General features: G+C 72.7%; 14 protein-coding genes. 12 read left to right on the top strand and 2 right to left on the bottom strand.

Annotated features, from left to right (window positions below; all coding sequences use genetic code 11):
* Positions 1-22: 22 nt before the first annotated feature.
* From KGA66_RS15115 to KGA66_RS15060, 12 genes are all read left to right on the top strand, one after another.
* The gene (locus KGA66_RS15115) at positions 23-1249 is read left to right on the top strand and encodes an acyl-CoA dehydrogenase family protein (protein ID WP_211468751.1); all 1227 of its coding nucleotides are present in this window, start codon (positions 23-25) and stop codon (positions 1247-1249) included.
* A gap of 13 nt (positions 1250-1262) precedes the next feature.
* Positions 1263-1727: a nuclear transport factor 2 family protein gene (locus tag KGA66_RS15110; RefSeq protein ID WP_211468750.1), complete on the top strand. Its 465-nt coding sequence runs from the start codon at positions 1263-1265 to the stop codon at positions 1725-1727.
* A 257-nt stretch (positions 1728-1984) separates the two neighbouring features.
* Positions 1985-3232: a beta-ketoacyl-[acyl-carrier-protein] synthase family protein gene (locus tag KGA66_RS31625; protein ID WP_211468749.1), complete on the top strand. Its 1248-nt coding sequence runs from the start codon at positions 1985-1987 to the stop codon at positions 3230-3232.
* On the top strand, positions 3229-5151 hold the full coding sequence (locus KGA66_RS15100; protein WP_211468748.1) for a CoA-transferase: 1923 nt from the start codon (positions 3229-3231) through the stop codon (positions 5149-5151). Before KGA66_RS31625 ends, KGA66_RS15100 begins: the two co-directional genes overlap by 4 nt.
* Before the next feature lie 28 nt (positions 5152-5179).
* Positions 5180-6166 (top strand): ketoacyl-ACP synthase III, encoded by a 987-nt coding sequence (locus KGA66_RS15095; protein ID WP_211468747.1) that lies wholly within the window; start codon positions 5180-5182, stop codon positions 6164-6166.
* On the top strand, positions 6163-7785 hold the full coding sequence (locus KGA66_RS15090) for an FAD-dependent monooxygenase (RefSeq protein ID WP_211468746.1): 1623 nt from the start codon (positions 6163-6165) through the stop codon (positions 7783-7785). The genes KGA66_RS15095 and KGA66_RS15090 overlap by 4 nt, the downstream gene beginning before the upstream one ends.
* Positions 7782-8510: an HAD family hydrolase gene (locus KGA66_RS15085; RefSeq protein WP_211468745.1), complete on the top strand. Its 729-nt coding sequence runs from the start codon at positions 7782-7784 to the stop codon at positions 8508-8510. Before KGA66_RS15090 ends, KGA66_RS15085 begins: the two co-directional genes overlap by 4 nt.
* A complete protein-coding gene (locus KGA66_RS15080) occupies positions 8507-9598 on the top strand; it encodes an AfsA-related hotdog domain-containing protein (RefSeq protein WP_211468744.1) in 1092 nt (363 codons plus the stop codon). The genes KGA66_RS15085 and KGA66_RS15080 overlap by 4 nt, the downstream gene beginning before the upstream one ends.
* Entirely contained in the window at positions 9595-10620 is a 1026-nt protein-coding gene (locus KGA66_RS15075; RefSeq protein WP_211468743.1) for a ketoacyl-ACP synthase III family protein, read from the top strand. The genes KGA66_RS15080 and KGA66_RS15075 overlap by 4 nt, the downstream gene beginning before the upstream one ends.
* Positions 10617-11462 (top strand): SDR family NAD(P)-dependent oxidoreductase, encoded by an 846-nt coding sequence (locus KGA66_RS15070; protein WP_211468742.1) that lies wholly within the window; start codon positions 10617-10619, stop codon positions 11460-11462. Before KGA66_RS15075 ends, KGA66_RS15070 begins: the two co-directional genes overlap by 4 nt.
* 32 nt (positions 11463-11494) lie before the next feature.
* Positions 11495-12184, top strand: a complete 690-nt coding sequence (locus tag KGA66_RS15065) for an HAD family hydrolase (protein ID WP_211468741.1) — start codon at positions 11495-11497, stop codon at positions 12182-12184.
* 446 nt (positions 12185-12630) lie between these two features.
* Entirely contained in the window at positions 12631-13326 is a 696-nt protein-coding gene (locus KGA66_RS15060) for a haloacid dehalogenase type II (protein ID WP_211468740.1), read from the top strand.
* 33 nt (positions 13327-13359) lie between these two features.
* Here KGA66_RS15060 and KGA66_RS15055 read toward each other — a convergent pair whose 3' ends face one another.
* On the bottom strand, positions 13360-13860 hold the full coding sequence (locus KGA66_RS15055) for an HPP family protein (RefSeq protein ID WP_211468739.1): 501 nt from the start codon (positions 13858-13860) through the stop codon (positions 13360-13362).
* A 470-nt stretch (positions 13861-14330) separates the two neighbouring features.
* Positions 14331-17168 (bottom strand): glycoside hydrolase family 3 C-terminal domain-containing protein (locus tag KGA66_RS15050; protein WP_211468738.1); only part of this gene is annotated, 2838 nt, incomplete at its 5' end.

The raw sequence follows: 17168 nt of genomic DNA, 5'->3' as shown, positions 1-17168 counted from the left end.
CACGACGAAACCGGGGGCAGCGATGGAATTCGAGTACGACGCGCGCACGCGCCAGTTGCGCGAGCAGCTGCTGGCGTTCATGGACGAGTTCGTCTACCCGGCCGAGGCGCAGGCCGCCGAGCAGGCGCTCTCGCCGTCCGAGCGCTGGGCCCGCCCGCCGGTGCTCGATCGGCTCAAGGCCGAAGCGCGCCGGCGCGGACTGTGGAACCTGTTCCTGCCGCACAGCCCGCGCGGCGCCGGGCTGACCAACCTGCAGTACGCGCCGCTGGCCGAGATCACCGGTCGCAGCCCCTTCCTCGCTCCGGAGGCGTTGAACTGTTCCGCGCCCGACACCGGCAACATGGAACTGCTGGAACTGTTCGGTACGGCGGCGCAGCGCGAGCAGTGGCTCTCGCCGCTGCTGGAAGGCGAGATCAGGTCCGCGTTCTGCATGACCGAACCCGAGGTCGCCTCCAGCGACGCGGCCAACATCGCCACCCGGATCGAACGCGACGGTGACGCGTGGGTCGTCAACGGGCACAAATGGTGGTCGAGCGGCGCGCTGAGCCCCTGGTGCCGGCTGCTGGTGGTGCTCGGCGTGACCGATCCGGACGGCGAGCCGCACCGCCGCCACAGCCTGCTCCTGGTGCCCGCCGACACGCCCGGCGTCGAGATCCGCCGCGGCCTGACCGTGTTCGGCTACGACCACGCCGGGCACGGCGGCCACGCCGAGATCCTCTTCCGGGACGCGCGGGTGCCCGCCGGCAACCTGCTCGGCGGCCCCGGCGAAGGCTTCGCGATGGCGCAGGCGCGGCTCGGTCCCGGCCGGATCCACCACGCGATGCGGCTGATCGGGATGGCCGAGCGCGGCCTGGAGCTGATGTGCCGCAGGGCGCTGAGCCGAAGCGCCTTCGGCTCCTCGCTGGCCGAGCACGGCGTGGTGCAGGAATGGATCGCCGAATCCCGGCTGCGGATCGAGCAGGCCCGGCTGCTCACCCTGAAGACCGCCTGGCTCATGGACACCGTCGGAAACCGGGGCGCCCGCACCGAGATCCAGGCCATCAAGATCGTCGCGCCGGCCATGGCCGAGTGGGTGCTGGACCGGGCCGTGCAGGCGCACGGAGCCGCAGGGGTCTCGCAGGACTTCCCGCTGGCCGCGCTCTGGGCGCACGCCCGCAGCCTGCGGTTCGCCGACGGACCCGACGAAGTTCACCGCCGCTCGCTCGCCCGGCGCGAGCTGCGCGCGTATTCACCCCCGCCACTTCCCTAGAAAAGAGGAAGTTATGCCCGAGCTGACCGTCGTCCGAGTCCGCGAAGCATTCGACGCGCTCGCGACCGGGGACCGCGAGAAGATACTGGAATACTGGCACGAGGACGTCCGGTTCGAAATTCCCGGGAATCACGCCCAGTCCGGATGGCACGAGGGGATAGACGCCTTCCTCGGGTTCCTCGGCGTCGTCGCGAAAGTCTCCGGCGGGTCTTATCGCGCGGAGAACATCACGATCACGGTCAACCCCGACGACGGATATTCCGTCGACGTCAACACCAACTGGGCGCGCCGGGCCGGCGCGCCCGAGGACGGCGACTCGCCCTACGACGTGCTCGACGTGACAGCCATGCACCTGCTGCGCTGGCAGGACGGGCGCATCGCCGAGGGGCGCGGGGTGATCCTGGGCGACGGCGTCTCGACCTCCGCGCTGTGGTGGGCGCCGATCGATGCCACCGGATTCCGCCGCGGAACGCAGTGAGCCCGGCGCGGTAGCAGGAAAAGCGTTCACCATTTTCAGCCGGCCACCCGCCGGACGGGCCGCGTCGCGGATCAGCGAGGCGACAACGCGTATTCGCGACGCGGCCGGGGCGGGATGGCGGCAGCTGAGTACCGGAGGTACTGATCACGGAGCGATAATTCCGGATAGATTGGTCGCCTGGAGTTAATGGCGCTATTCTAACCTCGGGGGTTAGTGTGTCATTCGCACGGGAAAGTCAGGCAATAGATAAAGAATCTGTGGTCATAACGGGGATCGGCGCGATGATGCCGATGAGCTTCTCCGTCGATGATTTTTGGGACCGGGTTTCGCAGGGCCGCTCGGCGGTCGGCCCGCTCACCCGCTTCGACTCCGAGGCGCAGGGCCTTCCGGTCCACGCCGCCGCACAGATCCACGACTTCGATCACCGCCCGTTCCTGCCCGGCCTCGATCCGCGGCACGCGGCCAAGTACACCCGCGAGATCACCATCGCCATGTCCGCCGCCGCGGAAGCGTGGCGGGACGCGAAACTGGAGATCGGCCGGCTCGACCCGCTGCGTGTCGGCATCCTCATGTCCTCCTCACGCGGACCGCTCGACTGGTGGCGCGGCGCCCTCGGCGCCCGCGGGCACGAGGCGTTCGCCGACGTGCGCGCGATGTTCCACGGGCTGCCCGGCTGCCCGGCGACGCTCTCGGCGATCCACCTCGGCGTGCGGGGCACCGTCTCGACGCTGAGCAACGCCTGCGTGGGCGGGCACCAGGCGATCGGCTTCGCGCTGAACGAGATCCGATCCGGCACGGCCGACGTGATGCTCATCGGCGGGCACGAGTTCCCGATCACGCCCGAGGTGGCCCGCTGCTACCTCGCGCTGGGCGACGGGGTCCTGTCGGCCGAACGCGACGAGCCGCACCGCGCGGTGCGCCCCTACAGCCACGACCGCGACGGCTTCGCGCTCGGAGAGGGCTCGATGGTGATCGTGCTGGAACGCGAGTCCCACGCCCGTGAGCGCGGAGCCCGCTGCTACGCCCGGCTCCTGGGTGCCCGCACGATGAACGAGGCCGCGCACGCCACCACGATGGACCTGACCGGCGAGGTCACCGCGGCCCTGATCCGGCGGCTGCTCGCGGACCACGGCCGCGTCGCCGAGGACGTCGACTACTTCTGCGCCCACGGCACCGCGACGCGGTACAACGACATCGCCGAGAGCCGCGCCCTGCGCGCGCTGTACCCGGGCCGCAGCACCGATCGGCTGCCGCCGATCAGTTCGAACAAGCCGATCTACGGGCACACCTTCGGCCTGGCCGGGATCATCAACGTCGCGGCGACCGGCCTGATGATCCACCACCGGCGGATCGCGCCCACGGCGAACCTCACCGAGATCGATCCCGAGTGCGACCACGACCACGTCTTCGAGGGGCCGCGCGACGCCGACATCGAAACCGCGGTCTCGCTCTCGTTCGCCTTCGGCAGCCAGACGGCCGTCGTCGCCCTGGAGCCGGCGTCGTGAGCGCGCTGCTGGCCGCGGATCCCGACGCACTGGTCGCCCGGCTGGTGAACCGCGGCGACCACGTGCACCTCGCCGCCACGCCCTCCCGTCCCAACGCCCTGATCTACGCGCTGTGCCGGGTGCTCGGCCGGGACGGGCGGCTGACCGTGAGCACCACCGCGGTGCATTCGAGCGCCCACGCGCTCGCGCTCTCCGGCGTGGCGGCCAAGGTCATCGCCTGCTTCTTCGGGGACGTATACCCGACGCCGCGGCCGAATCCGCTCTACCGGGACCTGGCCCGCGGCCGTCCGTTCGCCGCCGAGCCCTGGTCGCTGCTCTCCTACACCCAGCGGCTGATCGCGGGCGCCCAGGGCGTGCCGTACGCGGTCACCTCCTCCCTGCTCGGCACCGACCTGGCCGAGGGCAAGGGCGCCGACCTGGTCGCGCTGGCGCACCCGGCCGAGCCGGGCGGACGGCTCGCGCTGCTCTCCGCGCTGAGGCCCGACGTCGCCCTGGTGCACGGGGTGTGCGCGGACGAGGACGGGAACATCGCGTTGGCGGCCCCGTTCGGGGAAGGCGGCTGGGCCGCGTACGCCGCCAGGCGCGGAGTGATCGCGACGGTGGAACGGATGGTGAGCCGGGAGCGCATGCGCTCGTTCTCGGACCGGGTCGTCATCCCGGGACAGCGGACGCTGGGAGTGTGCGAGGCCCGGCTCGGCGCCCACCCGCAGGCGCTGCGCACCGGCGGAGTCGCCGCGGTGCGCGGCTATCTGGACGACTATGACTTCATCGAGCAGATCGTCGATGCCTGCGCCGGCCCGGACGGCGGCCGCGGCTGGTACCGGCAGTGGGTGACCGCGGCGGGCTCGCACCAAGGGTATCTGGACCAGCTCGGGCAGGCGCGCATCGCGCGGCTCGTCGCAGAGGCCGAAGACCTGCCCGGCGCGGCGGGCGCCCCCGACATCGACGCCCACTTCGACGAGCTGGAAGAGGTGCTCAGCGCGGAGGCGAGGTCCGTCGAAGCGCTCAAGCACGCGGTCAGACGCACGGTCAGACGCGCCGTGCCCGAGGCGGTACCGCCGTCAGGGCCGCTTGCCGCGCTCCCGCCCCGTGCTGAGGCGGACCGCGCCGATGCGGACCGCTCCACCGACGCGGAGCGCGCGATAACCGAGCCCGAATCCCCGGCGCCCAGCCGCCAGGAACAGCTGATCGTGCTGGCGGCCCGGGCCATCTGCGATCTGGTCGCCGCCGACGGCTACGACACGCTGCTGGCCGGGATCGGCTCCTCGCACATGGCCGCCTGGCTGGCCGCCGGCCTGCTGCAGCGCGCCGGCACCGAGGTCAAGATCGTCGCCGAGCTCGGCATGTACGGCTTCGTCCCGCAGGACGGGGACATGTTCCTGTTCAGCCTGCGGCACGCGCGCAGCGCCCAGCAGCTGAGCGGCATCACCGAGATCCTCGGCGGCATGGTCGCGGCCAATCCCCGTGCCCTCGGCGTGCTCGCGGCCGCGGAGATCGATCCGACCGGTGCGGTGAACACCAGCATGGGGCGGGACGGTGGCTGGCTGACCGGCTCCGGCGGCGCGAACGACATCGCCAGCACCGCCGATTGCCTCGTCGTCGCGCCCGCCTCGCCGCGGCGCTACGTCGAACGGGTCGCCTATCGCACCAGTCCGGGAACGCGCGTGCGGACCGTCGTCAGCCAGTACGGCCGCATGCACCGGGACGGGCGGGACGGCGGTTTCCGGGTGGCCACCTGGCTCTCCCCGCAGCCCGAGGGCGATGCCGGACCGCGGGCGCTGGCCGCGGAGGCCGAGACGATCATGGCGAGCGCCACCTGCTGGGCGCCGCGGGCCGCCGACGTGGTGGCCGAGAAGCCGGTCACCGCGGAGGAGATCAGGCTCCTGCGGTCACTGGACCCCGACGGGCGTTACCGCTGACCGCTGGCAGGCCACGAGGAAGGTGCCCATGTCCCCACAACCACACAACCCGCTCGCCGGCAAGGTGGCGAGCTGGCGCGGGACCGGCCTGCGCTTCGCCGGAACCGGCCACTACTATCCGCGCGAGCGCCGCGATCAGGTGCACGGCGTCGCTCTCGGCGCCCGCTCCTACTCGGCCGAGGACGTCGCGCAACTCGGCGTGCGCGGCCTGCACCGCGCCGCGCAGGACGAGCCGCTCGAGTACATGGCGCAGCAGGCCGGCCGAGCCGCGCTGGACGACGCCGGCTGCGCCCCCGCGCAGATCGACCTGCTGATCCTGGCCAACTGGACCGAGCGCCAGTGGATCCCGGAACTGGCCCCGCAGGTCGCCGCGCTGATCGACGCGCCGCAGGCACTGGCTTTCGACCTGTGCGGAGCCTGCACCGGATTCGTGCACGCGGTGCAGGTGGCCGCCTCGATGCTCGCCGCGGGCCGCGCATGGCGCCGCGCCCTGGTCATCGCGGCCGACCGCTTCTCCCACCGGGCCCGGCCCGGCACCCGCGGCCAGCTCGTCTTCGGCGACGCGGCCGGCGCCGTGGTGCTGGAGCGCGTCGAGGAGGGCCAGCCCGGACTGCTGCTGTCAGTGCTGCATCACGACGCGGCGCAGGCGGACACCGTGGCCGCGCGCGACGGGTGGCTGCGACCCAAACCGGAGCTGATCGAACTGGCCGTGCGATCCAGCGTGTACGCCGCCGAGACCCTGCTCGGCGCGCAGGGGCTGGACGTGGACGAGATCGACTGGCTCATCCCGCACCCCGGCAACAACGCGATTCATTCCCAGGTGCTCGACCGGATCGGCCTGCCGCCCGGGCGGTTCCTGACCAACTTCGCGCAGCGCGGCAACACCGGGTGCGCCTCCATTCCCATCGCGCTGTCCGAATTCCGCGCGAACGGCCTGCTCAAGCCCGGCCACCTGGTGTTGTCCACGGCGGTGGGCTCGGGCTGGTACTACGGAGGGTTGCTGTATCAACTATGACTGTCCCCGCTTCTGTCGGGACCGGCGCCGCGGCCCGGCCCGCGACGCCGGACCCAGTGCTGATCGTCGGAGCCGGGCCGGTGGGACTCGTGCTCGCGTGCGAGCTGCTGCGCCGCGGAGTGCAGCCACGCGTGGTGGACCGCGCCCCGGGACAGGTGCAGGGGCGCCCGTCCAAGGCGATCCTCGTCTGGCCCAGGACCCTGGAGCTGGTGCACGGCAGCGGCATCGCCGAGGAGATGACCGGCTCCGGTCACCTGCTCGACGGTGTGCGCTTCTATTCGGACGGAAGGCCGCTGGGCGCCGTGCACCTGACCCGGCTCGCCGACACGCCTTATACCAATATCCTGATGCTGCCGCAGTGGAAGACCGAGCAGATCCTGCTCGCCCGGCTCCACGCGCTCGGCGGCGCCGTGGAGTGGAACACCGAACTGGTCTCGGTGCGCGAGGAGCCGGACCGCGCGGTGGCCGTGCTGCGCCGCCTGGACGGCGCCGAGGAGACCGTGCGCGTTCCGTGGCTGGTCGGCGCCGACGGAGCGCACAGCACCGTGCGCAAACTGATCGGCGTCCCGTTCAACGTCACCTCGCCCAACGCGACGTTCGCGGTCGGCGACTGCCCTGTGGACGGCGACCTCGACGAGCGAGTACTGCACTACTTCTACTCCCGCAACGGCGCGATGGGCGTGGGCCCGCTCGGCGACCGGGTCTTCCGCTTCGCGGTCAACATCGGCCCGGACGAGAAGCCGGTGCGGGAACTGTTCCAGGCCGCGCTCGACCGGCGCACCGGCCGCACGGAGACCTTCGGCCGGGTCGGCGATCCGGTGTGGACCGCCGTGTTCACCGTGCGCTGCGCGGTGGCCGGCCGTTTCCGGGCCGGCCGGGTCTTCCTGGTCGGCGACGCGGCGCACGTGCTCAGCCCGGCCGGAGGGCAGGGTATGAACACCGGGATACAGGACGCGGTGAACCTGGCCTGGAAACTGGCCGGGGTGCAGCTCGGCCGGTTTCGCGCGCAGTTGCTCGACAGCTACGACCGGGAACGGCGCGAGGCGGTCGCGCAGGTCAGCGCCAGCACCTCGATGCAGACCCGGTGGGGTCTGATCCGGACGCCCGCCAAAGCGGCGGCGCGCGATGCGCTGGTGCGCTGCGCGGCCGCGACCGGCGTGCTGCAGCGCGGGCTCGCGCCGCTGTTCAGCCAGACCGACCTGTACTACGGCCCGCAGCGCGGCTCCCGGTTCGGCCGCATGTGGCGCTATCCGCAGGCGGTGGTCGGCGGGCGGCTGCCGTATCTCGCCCGGCTGGCCGGCACCGCGGGCGGCGACGGGCTGATGCCGGCTCTGGTGCTCTCGCGCGCCGGAGCCGAACCCGCGCGGTGGTCCGCCCTCAGGCGGCGGCTGCTTGCCGACCTGCCCGCGGATCTGCCGGTGATCGAGCTGGACGGCGCCGCACGGTCGCAGGATCCGACGGCCGCGCTGGCCGATCTGCTGGGATCGAAGCCGGCCGCGCTCCTGGTGCGGCCGGACGGGCACATCAGCGCCGTCGCTGAGGCGCACGCCCCGGAGCCGATATACGCCGCGCTGCAGGATCTGCTGGCACCCGCCGGCGTGCTCGGGACGGCGAAGTGAGAGCCGGCGAGGCGAGTGCGGGCGCGCGACTCCCGCACGCCGCGCGGTCCGCGGTGCCGACCGCGGTGCCGACCGCGGTCTGGTGCGGCTTCGAGGGCGTGCTGACGCCTGCGCTGCCCCGGCTCATGCGGGAGCTGGCCGACCGGCTCTACGTTCCCGCGTACGCGCTGAACGAGGCGATCGCGGCGGTGGCCGGGGCAGGCCGCGGCTCGGATCCGGCGGCGGCCTGCCCCGCCGCGGCGTGGGACGCCGGGCCGCACTGGGCGCAGGCCGTGGAGCGGGAGTTGGAGGAGCAGTTCGCGATCGTCTGCGACCTGTCCCGCTTCCCCGAGGTCTGGCGCGCGGTGTGCCGGCCCTGCGACGGCTGGCGCGAGGCAGTGGGCCGGCTGCGCCGCCGCGGTGCCTTCGTAGGGCTGCTCGTCCCGGGTCCGCTCGCCGGCCTGCCGGACTGGCTGCATCGGGCGCGAACCGAGCTGTTCGACGCCACGGCGGTCTTCCCCGGCCCGCAGGCCGGTCTGCTCGGTACGGAGGCGTTCGCCTGGGCGGTGCGGGTCTCCGGGCGCTCCGCGGGTGACAGCGTGCTGATCGACGCCGACGAGCGCCGGTGCGAGCAGGCGCGCCGGGCCGGTTGGCGCGGCGTCCTGTTCGGCGCCGGCGACGAACTGAGCGAGCTACTTCTCCCGGCCCCTGCCGGGCCGTCCGCCGTATCCAGGAGGACCGCGTGACCGTCGAACAGCCGTTGACCGCGCCGGCCGCCGTGCTCGACCGCGCAGCCGCCGACCGCGCAGCCGGCCTCGAATTCGGCCGTACCATCGACCGATCCCTGGTACACCGGGCTGCGCTCGAAGAGGTCTTCGTCACGGATTTCCGCTCGCTGGCGCCGGACCGCTTCCGGGCCGGTGGCCGCCTGCCGCTGGCCCACCCCTACTACACTGACGACGTCGCACTCTCGCGGCGTTATGACGCGCTGGCGGTGTTCGAGTGCGTCCGCCAGACCCTGCTGTGCGCCCTGCACCTGCACCACCGTGTCGCGGACGAAGCCAAGGCGGTGACCGCGAGCACCGGTCTGCGGGTGGCCGATCCGGCGGCGCTGGAGGCGCGGCCGGGCGGCCACGAACTCGAACTCGACGGGTCCGTGCTGGTGGAGAAGCAGCGCGACGGCGCGCTGGGCCGGGTCGTGCACCGGGTCGAGGTGCGCTCGGCCGGCCGCCTGGTCGGCGACGTGACCGTGGACACCGCTGTGCTGAACGCCGCCGCGTACGGGCAGTTGCGGATGAAGGAGCGCGACACCGTCGCGCCCTCCTCCGCGGCGCTCGCGGAGCGTCAGGAGCCTTCCGCGCTTCCCGCGGCGCTGTTCGGACGGCAGAACCCGGACAACGTCCTGCTGCGAAGCGTGCGGGTGGACGGGTGCGCCGCGCAGGCCGGGATGCGACTGCCGCTGTCCCATTCGAGCCTGTTCGACCACCCGCAGGACCACCTGCCCGGTACCGCTCTGCTGGAGGCGGCGCGGCAGCTGGCCCTGCTGCTGGCCGGCGAGGTGTTCGGGCGCTGGCCGGCCAGGACCGTCCTGCTCGCGCTCGACGCCCGCTACCACCGGTTCGCAGAGCTGGACCAGCCGCTGACGATCGAGGCCCGCTACGTCGAGGCCGGGCCGCGGTCCTTCACCGAGCCGATCGCCGTCGTGTTCCGGCAGAGCGGCCGTGACGTGGCGGAAGTCACCCTCCGGCTGACCGGCGCCGAGCCCGGCGCCGCAAGCGCCCTACCGCAGCCGGCGCGCGGAAGCCGGGCGGACGATGGGCGGGAGCGGTCATGAGGTACGGCCGGCCGGTGTATCTGAGCTCTCCGAGCGTCGAGCTCGGCGAGACGGCTTTGAAGACCCCCGACGCCGTGGCCGCGGGTCTCGTCCCCGGCGACGTCGCCGAGCGCAGCGGCTACCGCGAGTTGCCGGTCACCGCGCAGGCCCCCGGCCGCCTGGCGCAGCGGGCCGCGCTGCGGACGCTGGGCGAGGCGGCCGTGGCGCCCGCCGAGCTCGACCGGGTCCTTTACGCGTGGACCTATTATCAGGGCCATGATTTCTGGTCGCCCGCGCACCATCTGGCCGGTCTGCTGGGGGCGGATCGCGCCATACCGCTGGGGATCCAGCAGATGTGCAACGGCGCCGCGGCGAGCATCGAACTGGCCGCGCAGAGCCTCACGGCCGATCCGTCGCAACAGTACGTCCTGGCCGCCACCGCGGATCGATTCGCGGCACCCGGGTTCGACCGCTGGGGCGATCTGGGCCTGGCGTACGGCGACGGGGCGACTGCGGTCCTGATCAGCCGCCGGCCGCTCGGCCGCTCGGCCCGGCTGCTGGCCTCGGCGGATCGGGCGATGGCGCAGTTCGAGGGTATGCACCGTGGTTGCGCGCCGTTCGCGGCCGCGCCGGGCGATGCGGCCCGCGGCCCGCTGCGGCCGCGCACCACGAAACGGGAGTTCCAGCAGCAGCACCCGGATCTGGATTTCCCCGAGGCCGCCAAGCAGATGCTGGCCGCGGTCATTTCCTCAGCCCTCGAACAGGCCGGGATCGATCCGGCGGGCGCGGGTCCGGCCGTGGTCGCGCTGCCCCGGTTCGCGGCGCCGTCGCTGGAGACCTACCGGGCGCACGTGGAGGACGCCGCGGGCGCTTCTCTCGTCCTGTTGGGCGAGACGACCGGCCACCTCGGCGCCGGCGACGTGGTGGCGAACCTCGCCGACCTGCTCGGGCCGGGCGGGTTGCGGATCGGCGAGCGCATCGTGCTGGTCTGCGCCGGCGCCGGGTTCACCTGGAGCGCCCTTGTGCTGGAGGTCTCGTCATGACGCCCGACCACACCGCACCGACGGCCGTGCCCGAACCGCGCACGCCCGGGCCGCGCCGCCCGCTCGCGCCCGAAGTGCCGGCGCCGAGCGCGCTGTTCAGCCTCGCGGACCGGGTGGCCCTCGTCACCGGGGCGTCAGGCGGCCTCGGCGCGCGTTTCGCGCAGGTGCTGGCCGCCGCGGGCGCCAGCGTGGTGGTGACGGCGCGCCGCGGCGACCGGCTGGCCGAGGTCGCGCGCCGATGCGGGCAGGGCAGCCTCGCCGTGGCGGGGGACCTGACGCGGGCCGCGGACCGCGAGCGCCTGATCGAAGCCGCCCTGGGCCGCTACGGCCGGATCGACGTGCTGGTCAACAATGCCGGGACCGCCTCGGTGGAGCCGGCCGAACGGCAGTCGGTGCGGGACTTCGCCGCGATCGTGGAGCTGAACCTGACATCGGTGTTCGCCCTGTGTCAACTGGCGGGTCAGCACATGCTCGACCGCGGCGGCGGCAGCATCGTCAACATCGCCTCGATCTACGGGCTCGCCGCCAGCGGGAGCCTGCCGCAGGCCGCGTACGCGGCCAGCAAGGGCGGCCTGGTCAATCTGACCCGGGAACTGGCCGCCCAGTGGGCCCGGCGCGGCGTGCGGGTCAACGCGGTCTGTCCCGGCTGGTACTGGTCCGAGCTGACCTCGCAGATGCTCGAGACCGAGGCCGGGCACGGCTGGGTCGAGCGGCGCACCCCCATGGGCCGACCCGGTGCGCCCGACGAGCTCGACGGGGTCCTGTTGTTCCTCGCCGGGCGCGCGAGCACGTACGTGACCGGCGCGATCATTCCCGTTGACGGCGGCTACCTCGCCATCTGAGATTCCCCCGACCGGAAGGAACGGTGCGGACCATGCCCGGTGCGCGGTGTGCGGCCTTCTTCGATGTCGACGAGACGCTGGTGGTCGACAAGACGATGTTCAGCTTCCTGCGCTTCCACTTCGGCGCGTGCGGTTATGGTGACGGGCTGTACGAGCGCAAGGCGGCTTGGTTGCGTCGCTGCTCAGCGCTCGGTGCGCCCAGGCAGCAGGTGAACCGGGCGTACTACCGGCTTTACGCGGGCGCTTCGAGCGCATCCCTCGCCGCGCAGGGCCGCAGCTGGTTCGCCGCGAGATGCGCCCGCGGGGGCTTCTTCCACCAGCCGGCCGTCGACGCGCTGCGCGGGCATCTCGCCCGCGGGCACGAGGTGATACTCGTCTCAGGGTCCTTTTTCGCCTGCCTGGATCCGATCGCCGGACGGCTCGGCGCCGGCGACGTGCTGTGCACCGCGCCGATCGTCGAAGGCGGGCGCCTGACCGGCGAGGTGGATGAGCCGATGATCGGCGAGGCGAAGGCGCGCGCCGCGCTGGCGTGGATGGCACGCCACGGTATCGACCCGGCTGACTGCTACGCCTACGGGGACCATGCGAGCGATCTGGCGCTGCTGCGCTCGGTCGGGAACCCGATCGCGGTGGGCGATGATCCGCTGTTGGCGGCGCACGTCCTGGAAAACGGCGGGCGGCGGCTTGCCGGCGCGGCGCCGTCGGCCGAGGCGGCCGCTTGAATCGGCGCACCCGGAAACAGCGGACCCGACTCAGGGTTCGCCGTCACCGCCCCGGCGTTATCGCCCGGTGCGGCGCGCGGTCGCGGGCCGTTCGTATCGGAACCCTGCGATGATTCAGGGGCCGCTCGGAGGCCCGGAGTGTCAGGACCCTGCCGCCGGTCGGGGGGTTCCGGTCGGGGGGTTCCGGTCGGGCGAGGTTCCGCTCGGGTGAGGTTTCGGCCGGCCGGGCACGTCGAGGTCGAAGCCGCAGCACACGCCCATGATCGGGTTGGCGAGTGTCGCTGCCGGGACCGCGCACTTCTGCTTGCATCGGGCTGATACGGTCGGCCTGACGCCCTTTCAGAGCGGGCTTTCAGCTGGAGGTGAGGCGCCGGTGAGCACCTTCCCCGAGCACGCGGCGACCCGCCGGCAGCGTCACCGACACCGAGTCCGCTGAGAGGTTCGCGATGCGTGTTCCCGTTCGCTTGGTGCTGTTCGACGTCAACGAGACGCTCACCGACATGTCCGCGCTGCGCGTGCGCTTCGAACAGGTCGGCGCGCCCGCGCACCTGCTGCCGCTGTGGTTCGCGGGCGTGCTGCGCGACGGGTTCGCGCTCACCGCCGCGGGCGCGTACGGCGCGTTCCGGCAAGTCGCCGACAGTGGTCTGCGGGCCCTGCTGGCCGCTTCGGAGGAATGGCGCGGTGACACGGCGCAGGCCGTGTCGCAGATCCTGGACGGGTTCGCCGAACTGCCCCTGCACCCCGATATCGAGCCGGGTGTGCGGGCGCTCAGTGCCGCGGGGATGCGGCTGGCGACGTTCACCAACGGCGACGCGGCCGCGACCGACGCGGTTGTGCGCCGCGCCGGGCTGCGGGACTGTTTCGAGGCTCTGCTCGACGTCGGCGCGCCGCGCGCCTGGAAACCCGCGCCGCTCGCCTACCACTACGCCGCCCGGCACCTCGGCGCCGAGCCCGCCGAGACCCTGCTGGTCGCCGTCCATCCGTGGGACCTGGACGGCGCTCGCCGCGCCGGGCTCCAAGCCGCCTGGCTGCGGCGCGGCGCCGACGCCGGCGACTATCCCGCGGTCATGACCGAACCGACCTATGGCGCCGCCGACCTGGTCGAACTGGCCGGCGTACTGACCGGCCAGGCGCCGGGGTGAGCCGGGGATCAGCGGCGCGCGGCGCGCGGTCGATCAGGAGCGACGCGCGGAGAGCGCGGTCAGTTTGCCGCCGGCGAAGGCTCCGGCCAGGGTCAGGGCCAAGCCGGCGAGCATGCCGTACAACGGCGCTCCGGGGCGGGCGATCCCGGAGGCGATCAGCAGCGCGGTGGCCGCCGCCGGCGGATGGTGCGCGTCCAGCACGGCCAACGCGAGCAGCGTGCAGCCCACGGCGATCGCCTGCGCGGCGATCTGCGTGAGGGTGTCGTGCCGCTGTTCGACGATCGAGGGATGGTTCCACAGTCCGAACGCGGCCAGCGCCGCCAGGCCGCAGGCGACCGCCGCGGTGTGCCCGGCGACCGCGGAACGCAGCCGGGAGCCGGCGGTGTCCGGGTGCGCGAGCAGCAGGTACGCGGTCGGGCCGGTCGTGGTGGTCAGCCACACGCTGCCGACCGCGTGTCCGATCAGCCCGACACCCGCGAGCAGTACTCCACCGAGGACCAGCAGGCGCAGGCCCGTGATCAGCCGATCGGCCATCGTTCGCAAACCGCCCTTCGCTCGTTGTCATCGTGGCGTGGCGTGGCGTGGCGTGGCGTGCGCGGCGGCCACGCCGCGGGGCAGGTGTGTCGCACCCGCAGCAGGATCGAGCCCGCTACCCGCGCGCCGCGGGGTGAAACCGCGGGCACCCGCGCATTTCCCGAGCCGGAAGCGACCTCGGCGGCTGACGCCGCCGACGCCGCCGACGCCGGCCGAGGCACTGACCGCGCCGCACTGACCGCGCCGCACTGACCGCGCCGCACTGACCGCGCCGCGCCGACCGCGCCGCGCCGACCGCGCCGCGCGGACCCGACCCGGCGGTACCGGGCCCGCGCGGCGCGGGTCGTGCACGTGCTGTCCCTTCCCGGCGCCCCGGTGGGCGGGGCGCCGCTGCGACCGCCGTCAGATCAGTGCTTTGTTTCTGTGCGTCGTCGTGGTCCGGCTCGCTGAACCACGGCCGGCGCCCCGGCTCATTGCACGACGGACCAGACGAACGTGGCCGTGCCGGAGAACCCGGCCGAGTCCCTGGCCGTCACCGTCACCGTGTACGTCCCGAGCGTGCTGCCGGAACCGGAGAACGTGCCGATCGACGCGATCGTGATGCCCGGCGGCAGTCCGGTCGCGCTGTAGGTGAGGGTCTGGGACGTGTTGGAGTCCACGGCCTGCATGGCGAACGAGACCGCGGCGCCCTTCGGGCTGCTGTAACCCCACGGGTTGACCACGCCGACCGTCTGCGCTCCCGGCACGCCCGAGTTCGGGGTGACGTTCGCGCTGACCGCGGTGTTGGCCGACGAGACGCCGGCGCCCGAGGTACCCGCGGCGACCTGGCCGGTGAGTCGGTGCGCCAGGCTGGTGGTGGCGGACAGCGGCCGGTTGGCCGAGGAATCGCCGACCGAGACGGAGTAGGTGCCGGCCTGGGCCTCCCACTGGTTGTCGGTGGGGGACCAGTCGGCCAGGTCGTGGATGGTCAGGGTGAAACTGACCGTCGCGCTCTGGCCGGGGGTGAGGTTGACCCGCTGGAAACCGGCGAGTTGCTGCGGCGGGTTGCCGCTGGCCGCCGGGTCGTTGACGTACATCTGCGCGACGTCCGCGCCGGCCCGGGACCCGGTGTTGGTGACGGTGGCCGTCACCGTGGCGGCGCCGTCGGCGTTGAACGCCCCGACGCTGAGGTTGGAGAAGGAGAAGTCGGTGTACGACAGGCCGAATCCGAACGGGAAGGCGGGGGTGATGTTCTTGGCCTGATACCAGCGGTATCCGATGTCGACGCCCTCGCTGTAGGTCACCCCGGCCGAGGTGCCGGGCCACTGCGCCTGCGTCTGCGCCGGGACCTGGCTCAGGCTGCCCGGGAAGGTGACCGGCAGCTTGCCGGAGGGGTTCGCGGTGCCGAAGATCAGCGCGGCCATGGCGGTGCCGACCTCCTGGCCCGGGTACCAGTTCGCGAACACGCCGGCGACCGAGTTCAGCCATGGCATGACCACCGGGCCGCCGCTGTTGAGCACCACGATGGTGTTCGGGTTGACGGCGGCCACCTGCTGGATCAGCGACTCGTCCGTGGCGGACAGGTCCAGGGTGGTCAGGTCGCTCTCCTCGCCCTCCGGGAGGTTGACGAAGATGATCGCGTCGCTCGCCGCCTTCGCCGCGGTGACCGCCTGCGGGATGTCGGTGGCGCCGTTGTCGTTGCCTGCGGTGTAGGTGACCTTGACGCCCGGCCCGGCCGCGTTCTGGATCCCGGTGATCGGCCAGATCGTGTTGGAGCTGGTCACCGTGCCGCTGCCGCCGCCGGCCAGTTCCACCCCGGCGCCCGCGTCGGTGCCGATCACGGCGATCGACTCGGTGCCGTTCGGGTTCAGCGGCAGGATCCCGTTGTTCTTCAGCAGGACCGAGCCCTCCTCGCTCAGCTGCAGCACGGTCTGCTGGTGCGCCGCGGAGGTCACGGTGGCGGACAGGGAGCCGCCGGCCGGGTTGTCGAACAGGCCGAAGGCGAACATCTGGGTCAGGATCCGCCCGACGGCCGCGTTGACCGTGTACTGGCTCAGCGTGCCGGACGAGATCGCGTTGCCCAGGTCGGCCGGGATCGAGCCGGGGAACGGCATCCCGATCTCCATGCCGCCCTCGACCGAGGCGACGTTGTTGTAGTCCCCGCCCCAGTCGGAGGTGATGTAGCCGCCGAAGTTCGCCTCGTTGTTCAGGCCCTTGATCTGCATGTCGGCGTTCTGGCAGGAGGCGGCGGCGTTGACCACGGCGTAGGAGCACATCACCGAGGCCGGCGCGGACTGTTCGACGGCTGACTGGAACGGAGCCAGGTACAGCTCCTGCAGCGCCTGCTCGCTGACCGTCTCGTTGTTGTTCCCGTTGGGGTACTGCTCCTGGTCGTAGGCCGCGACGTGCTTGACCATCGCCTGGACGCCCTGGCTCTGCAGGCCCTGGACCTCGGCGGAGGTGATCCGGCCGGCCAGGTACGGGTCCTCGCCGTAGGTCTCGTAGGTGCGGCCCCAGCGCGGGTCGCGCACCAGGTTCGTCGTCGGGCCGAGCGAGACGTTCACGCCCTTGCCCGCGAACTCGGCGCCCATCGCGGCGCCCTCCTGCCGGATCAGCGCCGGATCCCAGGTGGCCGCGGCGTTCTCGCCGTCGGGGTAGGCGGTCACCCCGCCCGTCCCGTCGCCGACCCCGTTCGGGCCGTCCTGCATGTTCATCGCCTTGATGCAGAGGTTGGGGATCGCGGCGACCTGGCCGATGTACGACGAGCCGCCGTCGCCGGAGAGCAGGGTGAACTCCTCGGACTGGTCCATGGTGTCCAGCACCTGCTGAACGCGCTGGGCGACCGGCGCGGTGGAGCCGACCCACGGGCAGACCCCGTTGCCGCCGTTGCCGTTGCCGCCGGTGAGCGGGGCGACCGTGGTCAGGCCGTAGACGTCGAACTCGAAGATCGAGTCGCCCCACTGGGTCGCGCGCACCGTGGCGTACACCCGGATGTAGCGGTCGCTCGCCGAGAAGGTGAACGACTGGCTGCCGCCGGCGCCGGCGCCGGTGGTGGTGGAGTAGAGCGTGTTCCAGTTGGTGTCGTCGTTGGACACCTGGATCTGGAACGCCGAGGCGTAGGCGGCCTCCCACAGCAGGCGGGCGCCGCAGACCGGGGTCTGGGCGCCCAGGTCGACCTCGAGCCACTGCGGGTCGTTGTACGCGCTCTCCCAGCGGGTGCCGGGGTTGCCGTCGGTGGCGGCGGACGCCAGGTTGCCGGTGGCGGAGTAGGTCGAGGAGGCCGTGGTCGGCTGGTCCAGGGCGAGATCCTGGTAACCGCAGTACTCGGT

Source organism: Actinocrinis puniceicyclus (assembly GCF_018283645.1).
In the GTDB taxonomy this organism is placed as follows: Bacteria; Actinomycetota; Actinomycetes; order Streptomycetales; family Catenulisporaceae; genus Actinocrinis; species Actinocrinis puniceicyclus.
The sequence above is the reverse complement of the archived record's forward strand: the minus strand, read 5'-3'. Positions and strand labels throughout refer to the sequence as shown.